Consider the following 23,383-nt stretch of genomic DNA (forward strand, 5'->3'; position numbering starts at 1 on the left):
TAAAGACGGAGTTTTTATGCGTACCCTACACAATATTGACCTGAAAAATAACGAAAGTGGTTTCACCCTGCGCTGGCAGGACCGTCTGATTTTATCCCACTCTGCGGATGCCCCCTGCCTGTGGATCGGTGCAGGCGAAGCGGATATCGAGATGTTTCGCGGCAATTTCAGCATCAAAGACAAGCTTAACGAAAAGATTGCCCTGACGAACGCGACCGTCACACAGCAAAGCGCGGGCTGGGCAATCCGCTTTACCCGCGGCGACGCGGTGAGCGCGACGCTGCTGGTGGGCGTGGATGGCGAAGGCCGTCTGGAGCTGAAGCTGAAAAATGACGCCGCCAGCCATAACCGCATCTGGCTGCGGCTGGCGGCTCAGCCTGACGATCATATCTACGGCTGCGGCGAGCAGTTCTCGTATTTCGATCTGCGCGGCAAGCCGTTCCCGCTGTGGACCAGCGAGCAGGGCGTGGGCCGCAACAAGCAGACTTACGTCACCTGGCAGGCCGACTGCAAAGAGAACGCGGGCGGCGATTACTACTGGACCTTCTTCCCACAGCCTACCTTCGTGAGCACCCAGAAGTACTACTGCCACGTGGATAACAGCTGTTATATGAACTTCGACTTCAGCGCGCCGGACTTCCACGAGCTGGCATTCTGGGAAGATAACGCCACGCTGCGCTTCGAATGCGCAGAAACCTACGTCGATCTGCTGGAAAAACTGACCGGCCTGCTGGGGCGTCAGCCTGAACTGCCGGACTGGGTTTACGACGGCGTGACGCTGGGTATTCAGGGCGGCACCGAGGTGTGTCAGCAGAAGCTCGACGCCATGCGCGAGGGCGGCGTGAAGGTAAACGGCATCTGGGCGCAGGACTGGTCTGGCATCCGGATGACCTCCTTTGGCAAACGCGTAATGTGGAACTGGAAGTGGAACAGCGCGCTCTATCCGCAGCTTGATGAGCGGATTGCGCAGTGGAAAGAGGAAGGGGTGCAGTTCCTCTCCTATATCAACCCTTACGTCGCCAGCGATAAAGATCTCTGCGAAGAGGCGTCGAAGCGCGGCTATCTGACCAAAGATGCCGACGGCAAGGATTACCACGTTGAGTTCGGCGAGTTCTACGCGGGCGTTATCGACCTGACTAACCCGGAAGCCTACAGCTGGTACAAAGAGGTGATCAAAAAGAACCTGATCGAACTGGGCTGCGGCGGCTGGATGGCCGATTTCGGGGAATATCTGCCGACCGATACCTTCCTGCACAACGGCGTGAGCGCGGAGATCATGCATAACGCCTGGCCTGCCCTGTGGGCGAAATGTAACTACGAAGCGCTGGAGGAGACCGGCAAGCTCGGGGAGATCCTGTTCTTCATGCGCGCGGGCTACACCGGCAGCCAGAAGCACTCTGTGATGATGTGGGCGGGGGATCAGAACGTCGACTGGAGCCTGGACGATGGTCTGGCGTCCGTCGTACCGGCGGCGCTGTCGCTGGCGATGACCGGGCACGGGCTGCACCACAGCGACATTGGCGGCTATACGACCCTCTTCGAGATGAAGCGCAGCAAAGAGCTGCTGCTGCGCTGGTGCGACTTCAGCGCCTTTACGCCGATGATGCGTACCCACGAGGGCAACCGCCCTGGCGATAACTGGCAGTTCGATGGCGACGCGGAAACTATCGCCCACTTCGCGCGCATGACCACCGTCTTCACCACTCTGAAGCCGTACATCAAAGCTGCGGTAGCGCAGAACGCGAAGAGCGGCCTACCGGTGATGCGCCCGCTGTTCCTGCACTACGAGGACGACGCGCGCGCCTACACGCTGAAATACCAGTACCTGTTTGGCCGCGATCTGCTGGTGGCGCCGGTTCATGAAGAGGGACGCCGCGACTGGTCGCTCTATCTGCCGCAGGACACCTGGGTCAATGCGTGGACCGGGGAAACCTGCCAGGGCGGTGACATCACCGTTGATGCCCCGCTCGGCAAACCGCCGGTCTTCTATCGCCAGCACAGCGAATGGGCAGATCTGTTTAGCACCTTACGTCATATCTGATAAGGCTCGCCCGCGGGGAAACCTGCGGGCAGACGGAGAACAATAATGAGTCAACATACTTCTGATCCGGCAACCCTGCGCCTGCCGTTTAAAGAAAAACTCGCCTACGGGATGGGCGATCTCGGCTCTAACATCCTGCTTGATATCGGCACGCTGTATCTGCTGAAGTTCTACACCGACGTGCTGGGGCTGCCTGGCACCTACGGCGGGATTATCTTCCTGATTGCGAAGTTTTTTACCGCCTTCACCGACATGGGCACCGGGATCATGCTCGATTCCCGGCGCAAGATCGGCCCGAAAGGGAAATTCCGCCCGTTCGTGCTGTATGCAGCCTTCCCGGTAACGTTGCTGGCCATAGCTAACTTCGTCGGCACACCGTTTGAAATTACCGGTAAAACGGTGATGGCGACGGTGCTGTTCATGCTGTACGGCCTGTTCTTCAGCATGATGAACTGCTCCTACGGCGCGATGGTGCCCGCCATTACTAAAAACCCGGACGAGCGTGCTTCGCTGGCCGCCTGGCGCCAGGGCGGTGCCACGCTGGGTCTGCTGCTCTGTACGGTGGGCTTTGTCCCGGTGATGAATCTCATTGAGGGCAATGACCAGCTAGGCTACATCTTTGCCGCCACCCTCTTCTCGCTGTTCGGGTTGTTCTTTATGTGGTGGTGCTATAAGGGCGTAACCGAGCGTTACGTCGAGACGCAGCCTGCTAACCCGGCGCAGAAACCGGGGCTGTTGCAGTCGTTTCGCGCCATCGCCGGGAACCGTCCGCTGTTTATCCTGTGCATCGCTAACCTGTGCACGCTGGGCGCCTTTAACGTCAAACTCGCCATTCAGGTCTACTACACGCAGTACGTGCTGAACGACCCGATCCTGCTGTCGTATATGGGCTTCTTCAGCATGGGCTGTATTTTTATCGGCGTCTTTATGATGCCCGGCGCGGTGCGGCGCTTCGGCAAGAAAAAGGTCTACATCAGCGGGCTGACGATTTGGGTGGCAGGCGATCTGCTTAACTACTTCTTCGGCGGCGGCTCGGTGAGCTTCGTGGCGTTCTCCTGCCTGGCGTTCTTCGGCTCCGCGTTCGTGAACAGCCTGAACTGGGCGCTGGTGTCCGATACCGTGGAATACGGCGAGTGGCGCACCGGCGTACGCTCCGAGGGGACGGTCTACACCGGCTTTACCTTCTTCCGTAAGGTATCGCAGGCGCTGGCGGGCTTCTTCCCGGGGATCATGCTCACGCAGATCGGCTATGTGCCCAACGTGGTGCAATCCGCCGGCACGGTTGAAGGGCTACGGCAGCTGATATTTATCTATCCGAGTCTGCTGGCAGTCATCACCATCGTGGCGATGGGCTGCTTCTACAACCTTAACGAGAAGATGTATGTGCGCATCGTGGAAGAAATTGAGCTGCGCAAACGTACGGCATAAATGACGTGATTGAGCGCCCTGCGGGGCGCTTTGAGGATCGACCATGACACATAATACTGATCCGTTAACCCTGAAATTGAGCCTGCGAGAGAAGTGCGCCTACGGGATGGGTGATTTTGGCTCGAACCTGATGCTGTGTATTGGCACGCTGTATCTGCTGAAGTTTTACACGGACGAGCTGGGCATGCCCGCGTTCTACGGCGGCATCATTTTTCTGGTCGCCAAGTTCTTTACCGCGTTTACCGACATGCTGACCGGGGTGCTGCTGGACTCCCGGCGTAATATCGGCGCGCGGGGCAAATTCCGGCCATTCATTCTCTACGCCTCCGTTCCGGTGGCGCTGGTGGCCACGGCGCAGTTTATGGCCAACGACTTTAGCCTGACGGTGAAAACGGCCCTCGCCACCGTGCTCTTCATGATGTTTGGCCTCTGCTACAGCCTGATGAACTGCGCCTACGGTGCAATGGTTCCGGCCATCACCAAAAACCCGAACGAGCGCGCGCAGCTTGCGGCGTGGCGTCAGGGCGGCGCAACGGTAGGACTGTTGCTCTGTACTGTCGGCTTTATGCCGATTCAGGCGCTGTTCGTCAGCCAGCCCTCACTCGGCTATCTGGTGGCCGCGCTGGTGTTCGTCACCGGGGGACTGTTCTGCATGTGGTGGTGCTACAGCGGGGTGAAAGAGCGCTACGTCGAGCTTACGCCCGATCACCATAAGCCCGGCATTCTGAAATCGTTCTGCGCGATTTTCCGCAATCCGCCGCTGCTGGTGCTGTGCATCGCCAACCTGTGTACCCTCGCCGCGTTTAACATCAAGCTGGCGATTCAGGTCTATTACACCCAGTACGTGCTGAACGATCTGCATCTCCTGTCATGGATGGGCTTTTTCAGCATGGGTTGCATTCTGATTGGCGTGTTTCTGGTGCCTGGCGCGGTGAAGCGCTTTGGCAAGAAGCCGGTCTATCTGGGCGGGCTGACGCTGTGGGCGGTGGGCGACGTGCTGAACTTCGTCTGGGGAACCAGTTCCCTGCTGTTCGTGCTCTTTTCCTGCATGGCCTTTTTCGGCACCGCGTTTGTGAACAGCCTGAACTGGGCGCTGGTGCCGGATACGGTTGATTACGGCGAGTGGAAAACCGGGATCCGCGCCGAAGGGTCGGTGTATACCGGCTATACCTTCTCGCGCAAAATCTCCGCGGCGCTGGCCGGTTTTCTGCCCGGTATCATGCTGACCCAGATTGGCTATGTTCCCCATGCCGTACAGAGCGCAGGCACGCTGCTTGGGTTGCGTCAGCTTATTTTCCTCTGGCCGTGCGGCCTGGCGATCGTTGCCGCCGTGACCATGGGGCTGTTTTATAAACTCAACGAAGCGCGCTTCGCCTTTATTATCGAGGAGATTGGAAAACGGAAAAAACAGACAGCAAATACCCCTGAGATAACCACCAACAATAAAGCGTCAGCAGTCACTTTATAACAATAAATCCGGCCAGTATGTCCTTCCTGTTTATCAGGAGGGAGGCCTTTCTGTACCTGATACATGGACAAATTATGAAAAGAATCATCACCGTACTGATCGTGTCGTCTGTATCCTGCCCGGTTTTTGCCGGGGCCTATGTCGAAACGCGCGAAGCCTACAACACCGCCTCTGAGCTGCACGAAGTGATCCTGCGTGCGGGCTATAACTTCGATATGGGCGCGGGACTGATGTTCACCAACGCTTATAACGTGGGGAAATGGGACGAACTGAAGCACAGCTATAACGAAATTGAGGGGTGGTATCCACTCTTCAAACCGACCGACAAACTGACCTTCCAGCCCGGCGGCTTGATTAATGACAGCAGCGCAGGATCAGGTGGCGCGGTTTATTTAGATACTAACTATAAATTTACGGACTGGTTTAATCTGACGTTCCGCTATCGCTATAACCATAACAATTACGATACGCCGGACTATAACGGGCAGATGGATAAGAACGACACACATGAATTTGCCAACTACTGGAATTTCAAAGTGACGGATGCGTTTTTCTACACCTTTGAGCCGCACTTTTTCCAGCGGGTGAATGATTACCACAGCAAAAATGGCAAAGACCATCACTGGGAAATTACCAATAAATTCAGCTATAAGATCGACAGAAACTGGCTGCCGTATCTTGAGCTACAGTGGCTGGACCGATGGAATGATTACAACCGCGAGCAGTACCGGATCCGTTTAGGGTTGCGGTATTCGTTCTAATAAAAAAAGCCGCTGATCGCTCAGCGGCTTTTTCGTTGCCGGGTGGCGCATGCGCTTACCCGGCCTACGGCATAACCGAATTACTCTTCTTTCGCACCGCGCATTGCACGTTTACGATCGTTCTCGGTCAGGTGACGTTTACGGATACGAATTGACTGAGGCGTCACTTCGACCAGTTCGTCATCATCGATGAATTCCAGAGCCTGCTCCAGGGTCATCTTGATCGGTGGAACCAGAACCGTTGCTTCGTCAGTACCGGACGCACGCATGTTGGTCAGTTTCTTACCGGTCAGGCAGTTTACCGTCAGGTCGTTAGAACGGCTGTGAATACCGATGATCTGGCCTTCGTAAACTTCAGCACCGTGGCCCAGGAACAGCTTACCGCGATCCTGCAAACCGAACAGCGCAAACGCAACCGCTTTACCCTGACCGTTGGAGATCAGCACGCCGTTGTTACGCTGGCCCACTTCGCCCGGACGAACGTCGTCGTAGTGGCTGAAGGTGGAGTACAGCAGACCAGTACCGGAAGTCATGGTCATGAACTCAGAACGGAAGCCGATCAGGCCACGGCTTGGGATCACGTAGTCGAGACGTACGCGGCCTTTGCCATCTGGATTCATGTTTTTCAGGTCGCCTTTACGCTCACCCAGTGCCTGCATCACAGAACCCTGGTGCTGCTCTTCAACGTCCAGCGTTACGTTTTCGAATGGCTCTTGTTTACGGCCATCGATTTCGCGGAAGATAACTTTCGGACGGGAAACCGCCATCTCGAAACCTTCACGACGCATGTTCTCGATCAGAACAGACAGGTGCAGCTCACCACGACCCGAAACGCGGAATGCATCAGCGTCTTCGGTTTCTTCAACGCGCAGCGCAACGTTGTGCACCAGCTCTTTGTTCAGGCGGTCAAGGATCTGACGAGAGGTAACAAACTTACCTTCTTTACCACAGAACGGAGAGGTGTTGACGTTGAAGAACATGGATACGGTTGGTTCATCAACGGACAGGGCTGGCAGCGCTTCGACGTTCTGCGGATCGCAGATGGTGTCGGAGATGTTCAGTTCACCCAGACCGGTGATGGCGATGATGTCGCCCGCTTCAGCGATGTCGCTCTCGATACGCTCAAGACCCAGGTGAGTCAGAACTTTACCGACTTTACCGTTACGGGTTTTGCCTTCGCTATCGATGATAGTGACCTGCTGGTTAGGCTTCACTTTACCGCGCTTGATACGACCAATGCCGATTACGCCAACATAGTTGTTGTAGTCGAGCTGAGAGATCTGCATTTGCAGGGTGCCTTCCAGGTCAACGTTTGGCGCAGGAACGCGGTCAACAATCGTCTGGTACAGCGGAGTCATGTCTTCCGCCATGTCTTCGTGATCCAGACCGGCGATACCGTTCAGCGCAGACGCATAAACGATAGGGAAGTCCAGCTGTTCGTCGGTCGCGTCGAGGTTAACGAACAGGTCGAAGACCTGGTCAACAACCCAGTCAGGACGCGCGCCAGGACGGTCAACCTTGTTGATCACAACGATAGGTTTCAGGCCGTGGGCAAATGCTTTTTTGGTCACGAAGCGCGTTTGCGGCATAGGGCCATCAAATGCGTCAACCACCAGCAGCACGGAATCCACCATGGACATCACGCGCTCAACTTCACCACCGAAGTCGGCGTGCCCTGGGGTATCAACGATGTTGATACGGTAGTCATTCCATTTGATAGCGGTGTTTTTGGCGAGGATGGTAATCCCACGCTCTTTCTCCAAATCGTTGGAGTCCATCACACGCTCTTGAGTTTCGGCACGAGCATCAAACGTACCGGACTGCTGTAGCAGCTTATCAACCAGGGTAGTTTTACCATGGTCGACGTGCGCGATGATGGCGATATTACGCAATTTTTCGATCACAACTTTGCCTCAGGCATTTAGAAATAGCGCGTTATTGTACACGGATTAATCGCACTACAAAACAGGATCACAAACATCCCCCGCAAACAAGTATTGCAGAGATGCTTTGTGATCGCTTTCACGGAGCGGTAAAAGGGCACTTTAACGTAAATTGCACCAATATGGTGCTCGATGTTCACACAGAAGCACTATAATGGTGCAACAAATCCAATGTGGTGCAGCCCTTCTGCACTATGGTGCGCATGATAACGCCTTTTTGGGGTGTTTTAAAAGTTGGCACAGATTTCGCTTTACAGAAATACAGTAAAAATATGGCAGCCCAGCCGATTTGAAGACCTCGTTACCACGACGACAATGACCAATCTGGAGAGTTAAGTATGTCCGCTGAACACGTTTTGACGATGCTGAACGAACATGAAGTGAAGTTTGTTGATCTGCGCTTCACCGATACCAAAGGTAAAGAACAGCACGTCACGATCCCTGCTCATCAGGTGAACGCCGAATTCTTTGAAGAAGGCAAAATGTTTGACGGCTCCTCCATTGGCGGCTGGAAAGGCATTAACGAATCCGACATGGTTCTGATGCCAGACGCAACCACTGCGCTCATTGACCCGTTCTACGAAGAACCTACGCTGATCATCCGCTGCGATATCCTGGAACCTGGCACGCTGCAAGGCTATGACCGTGACCCACGCTCCATCGCAAAACGCGCTGAAGAGTACCTGCGTTCTACCGGCATCGCAGACACCGTTCTGTTCGGGCCAGAGCCAGAGTTCTTCCTGTTCGATGACATCCGTTTTGGTGCTTCCATTTCTGGTTCCCACGTCGCTATCGATGACATCGAAGGCGCATGGAACTCTTCCACCAAATACGAAGGTGGTAACAAAGGTCACCGTCCGGGCGTGAAAGGCGGTTACTTCCCGGTTCCTCCGGTCGATTCTTCACAGGACATCCGTTCTACCATGTGTCTGATCATGGAAGAGATGGGCCTGGTTGTTGAAGCGCACCACCACGAAGTGGCAACGGCTGGCCAGAACGAAATCGCAACCCGCTTCAACACCATGACCAAGAAAGCGGATGAGATTCAGATCTACAAATACGTTGTGCACAACGTTGCGCACCGTTTCGGTAAAACCGCGACCTTCATGCCAAAACCCATGTTCGGCGACAACGGTTCCGGCATGCACTGCCACATGTCCCTGTCCAAGAACGGCACCAACCTGTTCTCTGGCGACAAATACGCGGGTCTGTCTGAGCAGGCGCTGCACTACATCGGCGGTGTTATCAAACACGCTAAAGCGATCAACGCCCTGGCGAACCCGACCACCAACTCCTACAAGCGTCTGGTCCCAGGCTACGAAGCACCGGTGATGCTGGCGTACTCTGCCCGTAACCGTTCTGCTTCTATCCGTATCCCGGTGGTGGCTTCTCCGAAAGCGCGTCGTATCGAAGTGCGCTTCCCGGACCCGGCGGCTAACCCATACCTGTGCTTCGCAGCACTGCTGATGGCCGGTCTGGACGGTATCAAAAACAAGATCCACCCGGGCGAAGCCATGGACAAAAACCTGTACGACCTGCCGCCAGAAGAAGCGAAAGAGATCCCACAGGTTGCCGGCTCGCTGGAAGAAGCCCTGCAAGCGCTGGACGCAGACCGTGAGTTCCTGACCGCTGGCGGCGTGTTCACCGATGAAGCAATCGACGCTTACATCGCGCTGCGTACCGAAGAAAACGACCGCGTTCGCATGACGCCGCACCCGGTTGAGTTCGAACTGTACTACAGCGTTTGATTGATTTGTTTTACCCGGCGCATACGCGTCGGGAGTAGTTGCCGTGGAAACTTTAGCCCATCTTCGGATGGGCTTTTTTCTCCACCAACAACCTGATCTCACGCGCTTTTTACCTCTAAAACGCTATACTGCACTAAAATAGTGCAACGACTCCAGGAGACTGCTGAATGGCAACTGGCACGCTGCCCGATGCTGGGCAGATCCTCAATTCTTTGATTAACAGTATCTTGCTGGTCGACGACGAGCTGGCGGTGCATTACGCCAACCCGGCGGCACAGCAGCTGCTCGCCCAAAGCGCCCGTAAACTGTTTGGCACGCCGCTGCCGGAACTGCTGAGCTATTTCTCGCTGAATATTGGTCTGATGCAGGAGAGTTTGCAGGCGGGTCAGGGCTTCACCGATAACGAAGTGACGCTGGTGATTGACGGACGCTCGCATATTTTGTCCCTCACCGCACAGCGCCTGCCAGATGGCATGATTCTGCTGGAAATGGCGCCGATGGATAACCAGCGTCGTCTCAGCCAGGAGCAGCTACAGCATGCTCAGCAGATTGCGGCGCGCGACCTGGTACGCGGGCTGGCTCATGAAATTAAAAACCCGCTGGGCGGCTTACGCGGTGCGGCACAGCTTTTGACCAAAGCGCTGCCTGACCCTGCCCTGGCGGAGTATACCAACGTCATTATCGAGCAGGCGGACCGTCTGCGTAATCTGGTCGATCGCCTGCTCGGGCCGCAGCAGCCAGGGATGCATATTTCAGAAAGCATTCACAAGGTCGCGGAGCGGGTGGTGAAACTCGTCTCTATGGAGCTGCCGGATAACGTCACGCTGGTGCGTGATTACGACCCAAGCCTGCCGGAGCTGGCGCACGATCCGGACCAGATTGAACAGGTGCTGTTGAACATTGTGCGTAACGCGTTGCAGGCGCTGGGCCCGGAGGGTGGCGAAATTATTCTGCGTACCCGCACCGCGTTCCAGCTGACGCTGCACGGCGTACGTTATCGTCTGGCGGCACGTATTGATGTGGAAGATAACGGGCCGGGGATCCCGCCGCATCTCCAGGACACCCTGTTCTACCCGATGGTCAGCGGTCGCGAAGGCGGCACCGGGCTGGGGTTATCCATCGCCCGTAATTTGATTGACCAACACTCCGGCAAAATTGAATTTACCAGTTGGCCGGGACATACCGAGTTTTCGGTTTTCCTGCCGATTAAAAAATAAAGGTGACGTTTATGCAACGAGGGATAGTCTGGGTAGTCGATGACGATAGCTCCATCCGTTGGGTGCTTGAACGCGCGCTCACAGGAGCGGGATTAAGCTGCACGACGTTTGAGAGCGGCAGCGAAGTGCTCGACGCACTCACCACCAAAACGCCGGACGTTCTGCTCTCGGATATTCGCATGCCGGGCATGGACGGACTGGCGCTCTTAAAGCAGATCAAACAGCGCCACCCCATGCTTCCGGTCATCATAATGACCGCCCACTCCGACCTGGATGCCGCCGTTAGCGCCTACCAGCAGGGGGCGTTTGATTACCTGCCAAAACCGTTTGATATCGACGAAGCCGTTGCCCTGGTCGAACGCGCCATCAGCCACTATCAGGAGCAACAGCAGCCCCGCCACGCGCCGGATTTCGGGCCTACGACGGACATCATCGGTGAAGCGCCGGCCATGCAGGACGTGTTTCGCATCATCGGGCGTCTGTCGCGCTCGTCTATCAGCGTCTTGATTAACGGTGAATCAGGGACCGGTAAAGAGCTGGTTGCGCACGCCCTGCATCGCCACAGCCCGCGGGCGAAAGCCCCCTTTATCGCCCTGAACATGGCGGCGATCCCCAAAGATTTGATTGAATCTGAGCTGTTCGGCCACGAAAAAGGGGCATTTACCGGGGCAAATACCATTCGTCAGGGACGCTTTGAACAGGCTGACGGCGGAACGCTATTCCTGGATGAAATCGGCGATATGCCGCTGGATGTGCAGACCCGACTGCTGCGCGTGCTGGCAGATGGCCAGTTTTACCGCGTGGGCGGGTATGCGCCGGTGAAGGTGGACGTGCGTATTATTGCCGCGACGCACCAGAACCTGGAGCTGCGCGTGCAGGAGGGGAAATTCCGTGAGGATTTATTCCATCGTCTGAACGTGATCCGCGTCCACCTCCCGCCGCTGCGCGAGCGTCGGGAAGATATCCCGCGTCTGGCGCGCCATTTCCTGCAAGTGGCGGCCCGCGAGCTGGGCGTGGAAGCCAAGCAGCTTCATCCGGAAACGGATGCCGCCCTCACCCGTCTGGCGTGGCCGGGCAACGTGCGTCAGCTGGAAAACACCTGTCGCTGGCTGACCGTGATGGCCGCCGGACAGGAAGTGTTGATTCAGGATCTCCCCGCCGAGCTGTTTGAAGCCACCGTGCCCGAAAGCACCGCCGGACATGCGCTGCCGGACAGCTGGGCGACGCTGCTGGCGCAGTGGGCAGATCGCGCGCTGCGTTCCGGTCATCAAAATCTGCTCTCCGAAGCGCAGCCTGAGATGGAGCGCACGCTGTTGACTACCGCGCTTCGTCATACCCAGGGCCACAAACAGGAAGCGGCTCGCCTGTTGGGATGGGGTCGAAACACCCTGACGCGCAAGCTGAAAGAGCTGGGAATGGAGTGATCTTACTCCGCTGTGTAAAGGTTACTAATTGAGCGCAAAGTGCCGTTATTTTGCGCTTTACTGTTCCGATGAGTTTTGTATGATCGTGCCCGGAAACAGGGGGGAGCATCATGCTGGAATCATTAGTGACTTTGCTTTCGAGCGGAGCAGCAGAAAGCCACACGCCACAAACTGCCGTTGCGGCGGTATTGTGTGCGGCACTGGTTGGGCTGTTTAGCTAACGAGCTGTTGATGAAAAGCCGGGTGGCGGCTTCGCCTTACCCGGCCTACATAAGTGCGAGATGTAGGCCGGGTAAGCGAAGCGCCACCCGGCATTGCAGCTCAAATCACCCGCGAGAACTGCTGTAAACGCGCCTTCTGACGCAGATAGGCATCGAAGCACATGCAGATATTACGAATCAACAGACGTCCTTTCGGCGTGACGACAACCGCACTCTCCGACACATCCACCAGCCCGTCTTTCGCCAGCGGCGCCAGAAGCTTCAGGTCTTCGGCAAAGTAATCGCTGAATTGCAGATCCCATTGCGACTCCACCTCGCGAAATTCGAGACGGAAGTTGCAGATAAGCGCCTTAATCACGTCCCGACGGATGCAGTCGTCGCGCGTTAGCGCAATGCCGCGCCACAGCGCGTTGCCGGTTTCGTCTATCTGCTGATAGTACAGCTTCAGCTCTTTCTGATTCTGGGCGTAGCAGTCGCCAATCATGCTGATGGCGGAGACGCCCATTCCGAGCAGATCGGTATCGCCCTGGGTGGTGTAGCCCTGGAAGTTACGGTGGAGAACACCTTCGCGCTGGGCAATCGCCAGCTCATCGTCAGGGCGGGCAAAGTGATCCATTCCGATAAACTGATAGCCGGTTTCGGTCAGCGAGGCGATGGTCTCCTGCAAAATGTCCAGCTTCTGCTGGGCGGAAGGCAGATCCGCATCTTTGATTTTGCGCTGAGCGGCGAACAGCGTCGGCAGGTGCGCATAGTTAAAGACGCTCAGACGGTCCGGGTTAAGCTCAGCCACGCGTTTAAGCGTGTAGGCGAAGCTCTCCGGCGTCTGCTTCGGCAGGCCGTAAATCAGGTCTATATTCGTTGAGGTAAAGCCGATTTCACGCGCATGGTTGAGTAAGGCAAAGATAAACGCTTCGTCCTGCTCGCGGTTTACCAGGCGCTGTACTTCTTTGTTGAAGTCCTGTACGCCCATACTCAGGCGGTTGAAACCTTCGGCGCGTAAATGATCCAGCACATCCAGCTCGATTTCACGCGGATCGACCTCGATCGAAATTTCGGCGTCGTCGTTAAAACTAAAATTGCCGCGCAGCAGCGCCATCAGGCGGCTGATCTGCGCTTTATTCAGATAAGTTGGCGTACCACCGCCCCAGTGAAGTTGGCTGACGTGACGCCCTTTAAACAGCGGTGCGCGGTGCAGAATTTCCTGTTCGAGCGCATCGAGGTATTGATCGGCTTTGTGCTGCTGGCGGGTAACGATTTTATTGCAGCCGCAGAAGTAGCAGAGCTTATGGCAGAACGGAATATGGACGTAGAGCGACAGCGGGCGCTCGGGATAGCGCGCCACAGCTTGCTGAAAATCCGCCTCGCCGAAAGCGTCAGAAAACTCCAGCGCGGTGGGGTATGAGGTATAACGCGGCCCGGAATAGTTATATTTCTGGATCAGGGCCAAATCCCAGTCGATAGATGGTACAGACATGCTCACTCCTTCCGTTGGTGTCGCGTTCGTATACGGCGGCCCGTTCTGGTCCCGTTGCGGGACATCATTCGGGTGCGCAGCCACTTCTGTCGCCGCGACAACCGCCGTAGTTTAACGAATAACCACACCAGATAACATATAACCGGAAGGGTTATAAGCAGGACGAGTGTACCTGCCGGGTGCAAATGTTAGTTTCCACCTTTCAGCAGACGCATCATATCTTCCTGCTTTTCATCTTCCTCTTCGTCTTCTTCATCATCGTAGGACAGACCCAGCTTCTGCATCAGTTCATCAATGCGGTCCAGTTTGGCGTCCACCCAGGACTGCTCTTCAGCGGTCAGGGTTTCACCCTCTTCAAGACGTTCCAGCAGCGCATCCAGGCGCTCATCGTTCTCCAGCATATCCAGCTCAGCCTGCGGTGAAAGCATAGGTTTCTCGCTCTTTGGTTTGTGCTGCTTAGTGACCGGCGTGTCTGTCACGCCCAGTGGAATGGGAGTTTTACTGCCGATACGAGGATCTTTCTGCTGTTTGCCTTTTGCAGAAGCGCCTGCGGCACCGCCACCGTTAGCACGGCTACCCGCAGCATGGCCACGATGTTTTTTATCGCGTTTGCGATCGCGCGCTTCCTGATTCAGTTCTTCGCGCGTTTTGCGGCGTGCTTTTGCAGGGCGTTTCACGCCCGCAGCGGAGGTCGGTTTTTTCATGATGTTTTATCTTTAAGTCGTTTTCTTCAGTATAGAATTGCGGCGAAATCTAGCAGAAAGCAAGCAAAGAAAAAAGGCGACAGAGCAATCTGTCGCCTTTTTTCCTGACTCACAACCCTTAACGGGTCAGACATTCCCTGTTTGCCTGCAACAAACCCTGTTTATCCCTTGGCTACTACCGTCCGTGATACGGTTCCGTTTCCTGTTAAAAACGCCTCCAGGCGCCGGTCGTCCTGACAATCCTGAGTCTTCGCCTCCTGGCGCTCCTGACCCTTATCCTTAAGTCGTTATCCTGTTGGCATCCTCGCCCTGGCACACACTTTACCTTGTTCCCTTAAACTAACAAGCTATGAAAAGGTACAAAACCGGATTTTCAGATAATTACTCATTAATAACTCTTTGAATTTTAATATTTTGAGTTTTTTAGCGCCTGCGATTTCTCTTAAATTTCTCATACGCTTAAGAGCAGATCTCTTACATTCCGTAGGGCTTTCACTTACATGTCAATGACGAAGGGAAAAGCCTTTTGCCCGCATTCAGGTATAATCCCCGCAGATTACGATTTTTGGAGACGACCACGTGACTACCTGGAACTACCAACAGACGCATTTTGTCACCAGTGCGCCCGATATTCGCCACCTGCCCTCAGACACAGGGATTGAAGTGGCATTTGCTGGCCGCTCCAATGCGGGAAAATCCAGTGCCCTGAATACGCTCACCAATCAGAAAAACCTGGCGCGTACCTCGAAAACACCTGGCCGTACTCAGCTGATTAACCTGTTTGAAGTGGCTGAAGGCAAACGCCTGGTCGATTTACCGGGCTACGGTTACGCGCAGGTACCGGAAGAGATGAAGATCAAATGGCAGCGTGCGCTGGGCGAATACCTGGAAAAACGCATGTGTCTGAAAGGTCTGGTGGTGCTAATGGATATTCGTCATCCGCTAAAAGATCTCGACCAGCAGATGATTGACTGGGCGGTGGCAAGCGATATTGCGGTGCTGGTGCTGCTGACAAAAGCGGATAAGCTGGCAAGCGGCGCGCGCAAGGCGCAGGTGAACAAGGTTCGTGAAGCGGTGCTGGCATTCAACGGTGATGTACAGGTTGAACCGTTCTCCTCGCTGAAAAAGCAGGGCGTGGATAAACTGCGACAGAAGCTCGACAGCTGGTTTAACGATCTGGAACCGGCGACTGAAGCGGAAGCAGAGTAACAACAGGCGCGGCGATGACCGCGCTTTTTTTTGCCAGAAACTTTCTTTGCCGCAATAAAAAACGCCCCAGTCATTACTGACTGGGGCGGCTAAAATATTCAGCCAAATCCGATTACGTGAAGTAAAAGGTCTGAAAGATAGAACATCTTACCTCTGTACCCTACGTCGTTAACTCTACTCTTTTTTTATCGCTGGACAAAGCACTTTTTGTAGTTTTTTTTCATTCTTTACATAGGGAATTCTAATGATCGTCACAAAACGCGCGTACTTATGTTGCTTACTTACATAAAACGCGCGTTATTCCGTTAACCCTTAGTGAGCCTGATCCCAGTTTTCGCCGCTACCCACTTCCACCAGCAACGGAACGTCCAGCTTCATGCTGTTTTCCATCAGTTCATGGATCTTCTGAGAGACCGTATCCAGATCGTCTTTATGAACTTCAAAGACCAGTTCATCGTGTACCTGCATGATCATTTTCACGCGCGGCTTCTCTTTTTCGAGCCAGGCATCGACAGCGATCATTGCGCGTTTAATGATGTCCGCCGCAGTGCCCTGCATGGGGGCGTTGATCGCAGCACGTTCAGCACCCGCGCGACGCGCGGCGTTGCTGGATTTGATATCCGGAAGGTAGAGACGGCGCCCATCCAGCGTTTCAACGTAGCCTTTCTCTTTCGCCTGCGCGCGGGTACGTTCCATATATTCCAGCACGCCCGGATACCGCTCGAAGTAGAGATCCATATACTTCTGCGACTCTTTACGCGGAATATTGAGCTGGCGTGAAAGACCAAAGGCACTCATGCCGTAAATCAGACCGAAGTTGATCGCTTTTGCACTACGACGCTGCTCGTTTGTCACGCTCTCCAGCGGCAGCCCAAACACTTCGGCAGCGGTTGCCCGGTGGATGTCCTTCCCTTCGGCAAAGGCCGTCAGCAGGCCTTTGTCGCGTGACAGGTGCGCCATAATACGCAGTTCGATTTGCGAGTAGTCCGCGGAGACAATCAGATAATCCTCTGGCGCAATGAAAGCCTGGCGAATACGACGACCCTCTTCATTACGCACCGGAATGTTCTGAAGGTTGGGATCGGTTGACGAAAGTCGCCCGGTCGCCGCCACAGCCTGATGATAGGAGGTATGCACGCGGCCCGTTTTCGGGTTAATCATCAACGGCAGTTTGTCGGTATAGGTCGATTTCAGCTTAGCCAGACCGCGGTATTGCAGAATAACTTTTGGCAGCGGATAGTCCAGCGCCAGCTCTTCCAGCACCTCTTCAGACGTTGAAGGGGCGCCGCCCGGGGTTTTCTTCAGCGGCTTGATACCCTGTTTTTCAAACAGGATGGTTTGCAGCTGTTTCGGTGACGACAGGTTAAATGCCTCGCCAGCAAGCTCATGCGCTTTCTGTTCAAGCTCGGTCAGGCGCTGCGCCAGCTCACCAGAGTGGTTATGCAGCACCGTTGGGTCGATTTTAACGCCATTGCGCTCAATGCGGGACAGCACAGGCACCAGCGGCATCTCAATGTTCTGGAACACATTCAGCGGCCCTTCGTGCTTCTGCAATTTCGGCCACATTTTGAGATGCAGCTGTAGCGTGACGTCAGCGTCTTCCGCGGCGTAGCGACCTGCTTCTTCCAGCGCGATCTGGTTAAAGGTCAGCTGATTTTTGCCCTTACCGGCAATTTCTTCGAAGGTGATGGTTTTGTGTTTCAGCCAACGATCGGATAAGGAGTCCATATCATGGCGGCCCGCCACGCTGTCCAGAATGTAAGATTCCAGCATAGTGTCAAAAGCGATACCACGCAGCTCAATGCCGTAGTTTTGCAGAATACCGCGGTCGTACTTCAGGTTTTGCCCGACCTTCAGCGCTTTCTCGTCTTCCAGAATCGGCTTCAGCAGTTCTAAGGCGCGCTCGCGGGAGATTTGCTCCGGCGCATCCAGATAGTCGTGAGCCACCGGAACATAGGCTGCAATACCCGGCTCCGTTGCGAATGACAGGCCCACCATATTAGCCGTAATGTTATCAAGGCTGTCTGTTTCGGTATCGAAAGCAAATACTGGCGCTTTTTTCAGCTTTTCAATCCAGGCGATGAGCCGTGACTCTTCAAGGATGGTTTCATAGTTGTCGAAGGAGAGCGCTGCCGCCTCTTCTTCTGCCTGCTCTTCGGCATTGACAACGATGGTCTCTTTCGGCTTCGCCGCAGGTTTAGCCCCTTTCGCCTGAAGCCATTTCCCGGCTTCAACATCCGCGGTCCAGCGTTTAAATTCGTATTTTCTGAACAGGCCAAGCAGTTCGTCGGCGGCGGGTTCCTGCACTTCCAGCTGCTCGCAGGTAAGCTCCAGCTCTACGTCAGTTTTGATGGTGGCCAACTGATAGGAGAGATAAGCCACCTCTTTGTTATCGGCGAGCTTTCCGGCCATGGTTTTTGCGCCACGGAAGGTAAGACCGGCAATTTTGTCGGGTTCTGCATACAGCGTATCCAGCCCGCCCAGCCCTTGCAGCAGCGCCTGAGCTGTTTTTTCGCCTACGCCCGGTACGCCAGGAATGTTATCCGAGGAATCGCCCATCAGGGCGAGGAAATCAATAATGAGCTCTGGCGGCACGCCATATTTGGCGACCACTTCTTCCGGGCCAAGAATGGTGTTTGTCATGGTGTTGATCAGCGTGATCCCGGGCGTTACCAGCTGCGCCATGTCTTTATCACCGGTACTGATCAGAACCGGGCGGCCTGCTTTTTCCGCTTCGCGCGCCAGGGTACCAATTACGTCATCAGCTTCAACGCCTGAGACCGCCAGCAGTGGCAGCCCCATCGCTTTCACCATAGCGTGCAACGGTTCAATTTGCGCACGCAGATCGTCAGGCATAGGGGGACGGTGAGATTTGTAATGCTCAAATAATTCATCGCGGAAGGTTTTACCCTTCGCATCAAACACCACGGCCGCATGGGTTGGGTGGTATTGCAGAATCAGGCTGCGAAGCATATTCAGCACGCCGTACATTGCGCCGGTAGGTTCCCCTGCGCTGTTGGTCAGAGGAGGAAACGCATGATACGCCCGATACAGGTAAGAAGAGCCATCGACGAGTATAAGTGGGTTTTCTGGGATCTGAACCATAATGTCCGTGCCTTTTATGAATTTATGGGTAAAGGATGCCACAGAAGGATGAAAACATCAGGTTTTAGCGCTTTATACAGAAAAAGATTTTGCGATCGGGAAGATCGCTCGCAAAACAAAACTGTGGATAAGTTTGTGCATATTTTTAATACAGGTGAATAACAGCTTTATAAAAGTGATACTGAAAACTTATTTATCTAATAAAATCAAAGCATTGCTATAAGATCACTTAAGATCGCGCTTCACTGATGTTTATTTAGTCTATGTGGATATAAGACTTAAGCACTCTGTCTATATGCAAAAATTTGCTGCCTGGCAGGAAAAGCCGCAGCCTCCTGGTGTGAAACCACCCTGGTCTGAGCGAATTTCTGATAAGATCGGCGCCCAGCACCGGATAGCCGGCTGCTCAATTACAGCTAACTATCTGAATAAATTCATTATGTCGAGAATACTCGCAGCGATAACATTATGGTTAAGCGTCATTTTAACTATTCTGGTTACCATCGCCTGTTCTGTGCCAATCATCGTTGCCGGAATAATTAAACTTCTGCTGCCTGTCCCTCCGGTATGGCGCGCGGTGTCTGCTTTTTGTAATTTTATGATGTACTGCTGGTGTGAAGGGCTGGCGATCCTGCTGCATCTGAACCCCTGGCTGAAGTGGGATGTTCAGGGGCTGGAGAAGCTGAACAAAAAGAACTGGTATCTGCTGATCTGCAATCACCACAGCTGGGCCGACATCGTTTTATTGTGCGTACTGTTTCGCAAACACATTCCGATGAACAAATACTTTCTGAAACAGCAGCTGGCCTGGGTGCCTTTCATTGGACTGGCCTGCTGGGCGCTGGATATGCCGTTTATGAAACGCTATTCACGCAGCTATTTAATTCGTCATCCGGAACGCCGCGGTAAGGACGTGGAAACCACGCGCCGTTCTTGCGAAAAGTTTCGCGCGCATCCCACCACCATTGTTAACTTCGTCGAAGGATCACGCTTTACCGAAGAGAAGCGCCAGCAGACTCGTTCTCCTTATCAGAACCTGTTGCCGCCAAAGGCTGCGGGCATCGCAATGGCGCTCAACGTGCTGGGTGAGCAGTTCGATAAATTGTTGAACGTAACGCTCTGCTATCCGGAAAATGACAGGACGCCGTTCTACGATATGCTCAGCGGCAGGCTGACGCGTATCGTTGTCCGCGTTGATCTGATGCCCGTCAACACTGAACTGCACGGGGATTATGTCAACGATAAAAACTTCAAACGTCGTTTCCAGCTTTGGCTTAATACACTCTGGAAAGAGAAAGACGAGCAGATAGCTAAGATTAAATCTTCATACAAAAACGCCGGTCAGTGACCGGCGTTTTTCTTTATGTTTGTTACTTTTTCTCAACCAGGTATTTCACGGTATCAGCGTACTGTTGTACGAAGATATCCATGCTGGTCGTGTCCATACCACGCATATTCACCTGGTATTTGCCGTTAACATACATCGCCGGCACGCCCTGCAACTGGAAGTCAGCGGCAGCTTTTTCCTGCTGTGCCACGAGAGATTTCACCACGAAACTGTTCCAGGCAGCGTCGTAGTCTTCACCTTTAACACCGGCATCCACGAACACTTTACGGATATCTGCCGTAGTTTGTACTGTCTGGGTTTTCTGTACGGCTTCAAACATAGGCGCGGTGATCTTATCTTCCACACCCAGCGCAATCGCGACCGCCCATGCCTGAGTCAGATCTTTACCCAGTGGGCCAAGGAACTCAACGTGGTATTTTGTCATTTTGGTGCCTTCCGGCAGCTTTTTCTTCACGTTGTCAGAAACATGAAGTACCTGCTCAAACTCATAGCAGTGCGGGCAGTAGAAGGAGAAGAACTCCAGCACCTGAGGCTCGCCAGCAACAGGCTTGTCCAGCGTAATGTACTGCTTGCCGTCGGTAAACTGCGCAGCAGTTGCGCTAAATGCCAGAATCATACCAGCCAGCGCCAGCCAAATTTTTTTCATGATTAACTCTCTCCTGGGTGTGTCCAATTAATACATCGGCGTTAATTGCAAAGGGGGTTCCTGTAGAACCTTAACCTGCGCGGTAAATGTGGATATCTGGTTGCGCCAGTAATCCTCCCCGGTAAGCCAGGGGAAATTTCGGGGAAAAGCCGGGTCTTCCCAACGCCTGATTAACCACGCGAGATAATAAACAAATCGCATCGCACGTAAAGGTTCTATCAAGGCAATTTCGTCTGAATTAAAGGGGCTAAATTCTTCATAAGCTTCAATTATGGTCTCAAGCTGCATGCGCTGCTCGGCTTTATCACCGTTGAGCAGCATCCACAGATCCTGCACCGCGGGTCCCATACGTGCGTCATCAAGATCGACAAATAGTGGGCCATCGCGCCAGAGAATATTCCCGGCGTGGCAGTCACCGTGCAGACGCAGAGTAGTAATATCATCCCGCCAGCAGGCTTTTACAGCATCAATAAGCTTATCGGTCGCCGTGAGGAAATTATCCTTTAGCGCATTCGGGATCAGCGCCGATGTTTCGAATACCTGTCGCGGCTCAATAAGATATTCCTGAACACCAATCGTCGGACGGGCAACAAACGGTTTTTTACGTCCCGTCTGATGAATGCGCCCCAGATAGCGGGCAACCCATTCCATCTGATCGATATTATCTGCCTCAAACTGTCTTCCGCCCAGGCTCGGAAATACCGCGTAGTAAAAGCCCTGATGGGTCAGCAGCGTTTGGTTATTGAATTTAATGGGTGCCGCAACGGGAACATCGTCATCCAGCAGATCGTGGGCAAACTGATGCTCTTCCTGAATTTGTTCTGCGGACCAGCGCTGTGGACGGTAAAACTTTACGACAAAGCGCTGGCGCTCTTCGTCCTGAAATTGGTAGACACGGTTTTCGTAGCTGTTTAAAGGGGTTAACCCGGAATCCACCCGAATACCCTGTTCGAACAGCGCATCCATAATGGTATCCGGGTGTAGTGTCTGGAAAGTAAAAGCCTGGTCGTTCATCCGATCATCCGGAAATTATACGAATGATTCAGGATATCATCTTGTGGCGATTTCGGTGGCTCCGCTTACAAGCTTTTACTCTTTAATTACGCCTCGGGCACGCAGTAATGCGGTTTTAAAATCCTCTTCATAATCTTTCTGAATGCCAGGAATAACAGCATCTTTAGCCGAGTCACGCATTTTCAGGTGGTAGATCAGGATGTCGTCAGAAAGGTCTGCCAGTTCGCCATCAAAACCTGACTCTTTCGCCAGTTTCTGTAAAAATTGCATCAGATTCAGCTCTGGCTCTTTTTGCCAGGCCGGCTGGAGAAGCTCAATGACTTCATTAAGACGTTTACATTTCATGGTAGTGCTCCTTTCATTTAGAGAGACACGTTAGCAGGGTCAATCCCACAATAAAAGAGGCGATATTCGTGAATCAATGCCAGGAAATCATCGGAGTTGTTCTGGCCGGGGGCAGGGCAACGCGTATGGGCGGAAAGGATAAGGGGCTTCAGCTCCTGAACAACACACCATTATGGCATCATGTTGCTGATACGCTTGCAGATCAGGTGTCCTCGATGGCGATCAGCGCTAACCGACATGTTGATATTTATCAGCGCAGCGGGTATCCGGTTTATCAGGATAACCTGGTGGACTACCCCGGTCCGCTGGCGGGAATGCTTTCCGTTATGCAGCAGTCGCATGGAGAGTGGTTTCTCTTTTGTTCCTGTGATACGCCCTTCATCCCGTCCTGCCTGGTTGAACGTCTGGTGCAGGGGCGCGGTGGTGCTCCCGTCGTCTGGGTACACGACGGTGAACGCGACCATCCAACGATCGCATTGATTAATCGCTCGTTAATATCCGCGCTGGAAGATTACCTGGCCGCAGGAGAGCGGCGCGTCATGGTATTTATGCGTCAGTCCGGAGGGCATTCCGTTGATTTCAGCGACATGAAATCGGCGTTTGTGAATGTAAACACGACGCAAGATTTGCAGATAATGCAGGAGAAGAAATGATACCCGTATTAGCGATCTCTGCCTGGAGTGGCACCGGGAAGACTACGCTGCTAAAAAAACTAATACCTGCACTTTGCGCCAAAGGCATTCGTCCCGGATTGATTAAGCATACGCACCATAATATGGATGTCGATAAGCCGGGGAAAGATAGCTATGAGCTGCGTAAGGCTGGCGCTGCACAAACGATGGTGGCGAGTAACCAGCGCTGGGCGTTAATGACAGAAACACCAGATGAAGCACCGCTGGATCTCGTTTATCTTGTCAGCCGGATGGATCACTCCACGCTGGATCTGGTGCTGGTTGAGGGGTTTAAGCATGAGGTCGTGCCTAAGATCTTGCTGTTCAGAAACGGCGCCGGGCATGATGTTAGCGAACTAATGCTGGATGAGCATGTGATTGCCGTGGCCAGTGACGTTGCGTTGTCGCTGGAAGTACCGGTTCTGGATTTGAATAATGTGGAGGGGATTGCAGCGTTTATTTTGGCGTGGTGTGCAGTCTGAGATCTGCCGGGTGGCGGCTTCGCCTTGCCCGGCCTGCCGTTTTTCGACGTACAAACGCAAAAAGGCCATCCTTCCGGATGGCCTCTTCACTTGTTTGATGCCTGGCAGTTCCCTACTCTCACATGGGGAGACCC

General features: G+C 53.9%; 19 protein-coding genes. 12 read left to right on the forward strand and 7 right to left on the reverse strand.

Going from position 1 to position 23,383, the window contains the following annotated elements:
- The first annotated feature begins 16 nt into the window (after positions 1-16).
- The 4 genes from ACOTY5_RS20925 (at position 17) to ompL (ending at position 5,698) form a co-directional block, all read left to right on the forward strand.
- Positions 17-2,041 (forward strand): alpha-glucosidase, encoded by a 2,025-nt coding sequence (locus ACOTY5_RS20925; RefSeq protein ID WP_015569903.1) that lies wholly within the window; start codon positions 17-19, stop codon positions 2,039-2,041.
- Between the two features lie 45 nt (positions 2,042-2,086).
- Positions 2,087-3,469, forward strand: a complete 1,383-nt coding sequence (locus ACOTY5_RS20930; protein ID WP_006808723.1) for an MFS transporter — start codon at positions 2,087-2,089, stop codon at positions 3,467-3,469.
- A gap of 43 nt (positions 3,470-3,512) precedes the next feature.
- The gene (locus ACOTY5_RS20935; RefSeq protein ID WP_017382668.1) at positions 3,513-4,937 is read left to right on the forward strand and encodes an MFS transporter; all 1,425 of its coding nucleotides are present in this window, start codon (positions 3,513-3,515) and stop codon (positions 4,935-4,937) included.
- A gap of 74 nt (positions 4,938-5,011) precedes the next feature.
- Positions 5,012-5,698 carry a porin OmpL gene (gene ompL, locus ACOTY5_RS20940; protein WP_003861929.1) on the forward strand — a complete coding sequence of 229 codons (687 nt, stop codon included), beginning with the start codon at positions 5,012-5,014 and terminating at the stop codon, positions 5,696-5,698.
- Positions 5,699-5,778: 80 nt separating this feature from the next.
- On the opposite strand, the gene typA is transcribed toward ompL, so the two are convergent.
- Positions 5,779-7,602 (reverse strand): ribosome-dependent GTPase TypA, encoded by a 1,824-nt coding sequence (gene typA / locus ACOTY5_RS20945; RefSeq protein WP_006808726.1) that lies wholly within the window; start codon positions 7,600-7,602, stop codon positions 5,779-5,781.
- Between the two features lie 377 nt (positions 7,603-7,979).
- On the opposite strand from typA, the gene glnA reads away from it, so the two are divergent.
- The 4 genes from glnA (at position 7,980) to ACOTY5_RS20965 (ending at position 12,251) form a co-directional block, all read left to right on the forward strand.
- Complete coding sequence (gene glnA, locus ACOTY5_RS20950; RefSeq protein ID WP_003861925.1) at positions 7,980-9,389, forward strand: glutamate--ammonia ligase; 1,410 nt, start codon at positions 7,980-7,982, stop codon at positions 9,387-9,389.
- A 167-nt stretch (positions 9,390-9,556) separates the two neighbouring features.
- Entirely contained in the window at positions 9,557-10,606 is a 1,050-nt protein-coding gene (glnL, locus tag ACOTY5_RS20955; RefSeq protein ID WP_015569900.1) for a nitrogen regulation protein NR(II), read from the forward strand.
- A gap of 11 nt (positions 10,607-10,617) precedes the next feature.
- The gene (glnG, locus tag ACOTY5_RS20960) at positions 10,618-12,030 is read left to right on the forward strand and encodes a nitrogen regulation protein NR(I) (RefSeq protein ID WP_003861919.1); all 1,413 of its coding nucleotides are present in this window, start codon (positions 10,618-10,620) and stop codon (positions 12,028-12,030) included.
- Positions 12,031-12,140: 110 nt separating this feature from the next.
- Positions 12,141-12,251: a YshB family small membrane protein gene (locus ACOTY5_RS20965; protein ID WP_017382667.1), complete on the forward strand. Its 111-nt coding sequence runs from the start codon at positions 12,141-12,143 to the stop codon at positions 12,249-12,251.
- Between the two features lie 100 nt (positions 12,252-12,351).
- Here the strand turns inward: ACOTY5_RS20965 and hemN are convergent, their stop codons facing one another.
- Positions 12,352-13,725 carry an oxygen-independent coproporphyrinogen III oxidase gene (hemN, locus tag ACOTY5_RS20970; protein ID WP_015569899.1) on the reverse strand — a complete coding sequence of 458 codons (1,374 nt, stop codon included), beginning with the start codon at positions 13,723-13,725 and terminating at the stop codon, positions 12,352-12,354.
- Between the two features lie 188 nt (positions 13,726-13,913).
- Positions 13,914-14,429, reverse strand: coding sequence for a Der GTPase-activating protein YihI (gene yihI, locus ACOTY5_RS20975; protein ID WP_015569898.1), 516 nt, complete (start codon positions 14,427-14,429; stop codon positions 13,914-13,916).
- Between the two features lie 579 nt (positions 14,430-15,008).
- Here yihI and yihA point away from each other — a divergent pair.
- Positions 15,009-15,638, forward strand: coding sequence for a ribosome biogenesis GTP-binding protein YihA/YsxC (yihA, locus tag ACOTY5_RS20980; RefSeq protein ID WP_003861913.1), 630 nt, complete (start codon positions 15,009-15,011; stop codon positions 15,636-15,638).
- 312 nt (positions 15,639-15,950) lie between these two features.
- On the opposite strand, the gene polA is transcribed toward yihA, so the two are convergent.
- Positions 15,951-18,743, reverse strand: a complete 2,793-nt coding sequence (gene polA, locus ACOTY5_RS20985; RefSeq protein WP_045142555.1) for a DNA polymerase I — start codon at positions 18,741-18,743, stop codon at positions 15,951-15,953.
- 439 nt (positions 18,744-19,182) lie between these two features.
- Between polA and ACOTY5_RS20990 the strand changes: the two genes are divergently transcribed.
- Positions 19,183-20,091: an acyltransferase gene (locus tag ACOTY5_RS20990; protein ID WP_421632014.1), complete on the forward strand. Its 909-nt coding sequence runs from the start codon at positions 19,183-19,185 to the stop codon at positions 20,089-20,091.
- A gap of 22 nt (positions 20,092-20,113) precedes the next feature.
- Here ACOTY5_RS20990 and dsbA read toward each other — a convergent pair whose 3' ends face one another.
- From dsbA to ACOTY5_RS21005, 3 genes are all read right to left on the reverse strand, one after another.
- Positions 20,114-20,737 carry a thiol:disulfide interchange protein DsbA gene (gene dsbA, locus ACOTY5_RS20995; protein WP_003861908.1) on the reverse strand — a complete coding sequence of 208 codons (624 nt, stop codon included), beginning with the start codon at positions 20,735-20,737 and terminating at the stop codon, positions 20,114-20,116.
- A 27-nt stretch (positions 20,738-20,764) separates the two neighbouring features.
- Positions 20,765-21,751: a serine/threonine protein kinase gene (locus ACOTY5_RS21000; protein ID WP_023295647.1), complete on the reverse strand. Its 987-nt coding sequence runs from the start codon at positions 21,749-21,751 to the stop codon at positions 20,765-20,767.
- A 75-nt stretch (positions 21,752-21,826) separates the two neighbouring features.
- Entirely contained in the window at positions 21,827-22,096 is a 270-nt protein-coding gene (locus ACOTY5_RS21005; RefSeq protein WP_003861904.1) for a YihD family protein, read from the reverse strand.
- A gap of 68 nt (positions 22,097-22,164) precedes the next feature.
- Between ACOTY5_RS21005 and mobA the strand changes: the two genes are divergently transcribed.
- Complete coding sequence (gene mobA, locus ACOTY5_RS21010; RefSeq protein ID WP_045142554.1) at positions 22,165-22,749, forward strand: molybdenum cofactor guanylyltransferase MobA; 585 nt, start codon at positions 22,165-22,167, stop codon at positions 22,747-22,749.
- Positions 22,746-23,249: a molybdopterin-guanine dinucleotide biosynthesis protein MobB gene (gene mobB, locus ACOTY5_RS21015; RefSeq protein ID WP_045142553.1), complete on the forward strand. Its 504-nt coding sequence runs from the start codon at positions 22,746-22,748 to the stop codon at positions 23,247-23,249. Before mobA ends, mobB begins: the two co-directional genes overlap by 4 nt.
- Positions 23,250-23,383: the final 134 nt, after the last annotated feature.

Origin of the sequence: Enterobacter cloacae complex sp. SHL018, from assembly GCF_049237905.1 — a bacterium.
Taxonomy (GTDB): Bacteria; Pseudomonadota; Gammaproteobacteria; order Enterobacterales; family Enterobacteriaceae; genus Enterobacter; species Enterobacter hormaechei_C.

What these genes read in the sequence shown, in the direction of transcription:
- ACOTY5_RS20990 (WP_421632014.1), top strand. Translation starts at nt 19,183, where the DNA reads ATGTCGAGAATACTCGCAGCGATAACATTATGGTTAAGCGTCATTTTA.
- glnA (WP_003861925.1), top strand. Translation starts at nt 7,980, where the DNA reads ATGTCCGCTGAACACGTTTTGACGATGCTGAACGAACATGAAGTGAAG.
- ACOTY5_RS21005 (WP_003861904.1), bottom strand. Translation starts at nt 22,096, where the DNA reads ATGAAATGTAAACGTCTTAATGAAGTCATTGAGCTTCTCCAGCCGGCC.
- ompL (WP_003861929.1), top strand. Translation starts at nt 5,012, where the DNA reads ATGAAAAGAATCATCACCGTACTGATCGTGTCGTCTGTATCCTGCCCG.
- ACOTY5_RS20935 (WP_017382668.1), top strand. Translation starts at nt 3,513, where the DNA reads ATGACACATAATACTGATCCGTTAACCCTGAAATTGAGCCTGCGAGAG.
- ACOTY5_RS20930 (WP_006808723.1), top strand. Translation starts at nt 2,087, where the DNA reads ATGAGTCAACATACTTCTGATCCGGCAACCCTGCGCCTGCCGTTTAAA.
- mobB (WP_045142553.1), top strand. Translation starts at nt 22,746, where the DNA reads ATGATACCCGTATTAGCGATCTCTGCCTGGAGTGGCACCGGGAAGACT.
- dsbA (WP_003861908.1), bottom strand. Translation starts at nt 20,737, where the DNA reads ATGAAAAAAATTTGGCTGGCGCTGGCTGGTATGATTCTGGCATTTAGC.
- ACOTY5_RS20965 (WP_017382667.1), top strand. Translation starts at nt 12,141, where the DNA reads ATGCTGGAATCATTAGTGACTTTGCTTTCGAGCGGAGCAGCAGAAAGC.
- glnG (WP_003861919.1), top strand. Translation starts at nt 10,618, where the DNA reads ATGCAACGAGGGATAGTCTGGGTAGTCGATGACGATAGCTCCATCCGT.
- ACOTY5_RS21000 (WP_023295647.1), bottom strand. Translation starts at nt 21,751, where the DNA reads ATGAACGACCAGGCTTTTACTTTCCAGACACTACACCCGGATACCATT.
- glnL (WP_015569900.1), top strand. Translation starts at nt 9,557, where the DNA reads ATGGCAACTGGCACGCTGCCCGATGCTGGGCAGATCCTCAATTCTTTG.
- ACOTY5_RS20925 (WP_015569903.1), top strand. Translation starts at nt 17, where the DNA reads ATGCGTACCCTACACAATATTGACCTGAAAAATAACGAAAGTGGTTTC.
- yihI (WP_015569898.1), bottom strand. Translation starts at nt 14,429, where the DNA reads ATGAAAAAACCGACCTCCGCTGCGGGCGTGAAACGCCCTGCAAAAGCA.
- hemN (WP_015569899.1), bottom strand. Translation starts at nt 13,725, where the DNA reads ATGTCTGTACCATCTATCGACTGGGATTTGGCCCTGATCCAGAAATAT.
- polA (WP_045142555.1), bottom strand. Translation starts at nt 18,743, where the DNA reads ATGGTTCAGATCCCAGAAAACCCACTTATACTCGTCGATGGCTCTTCT.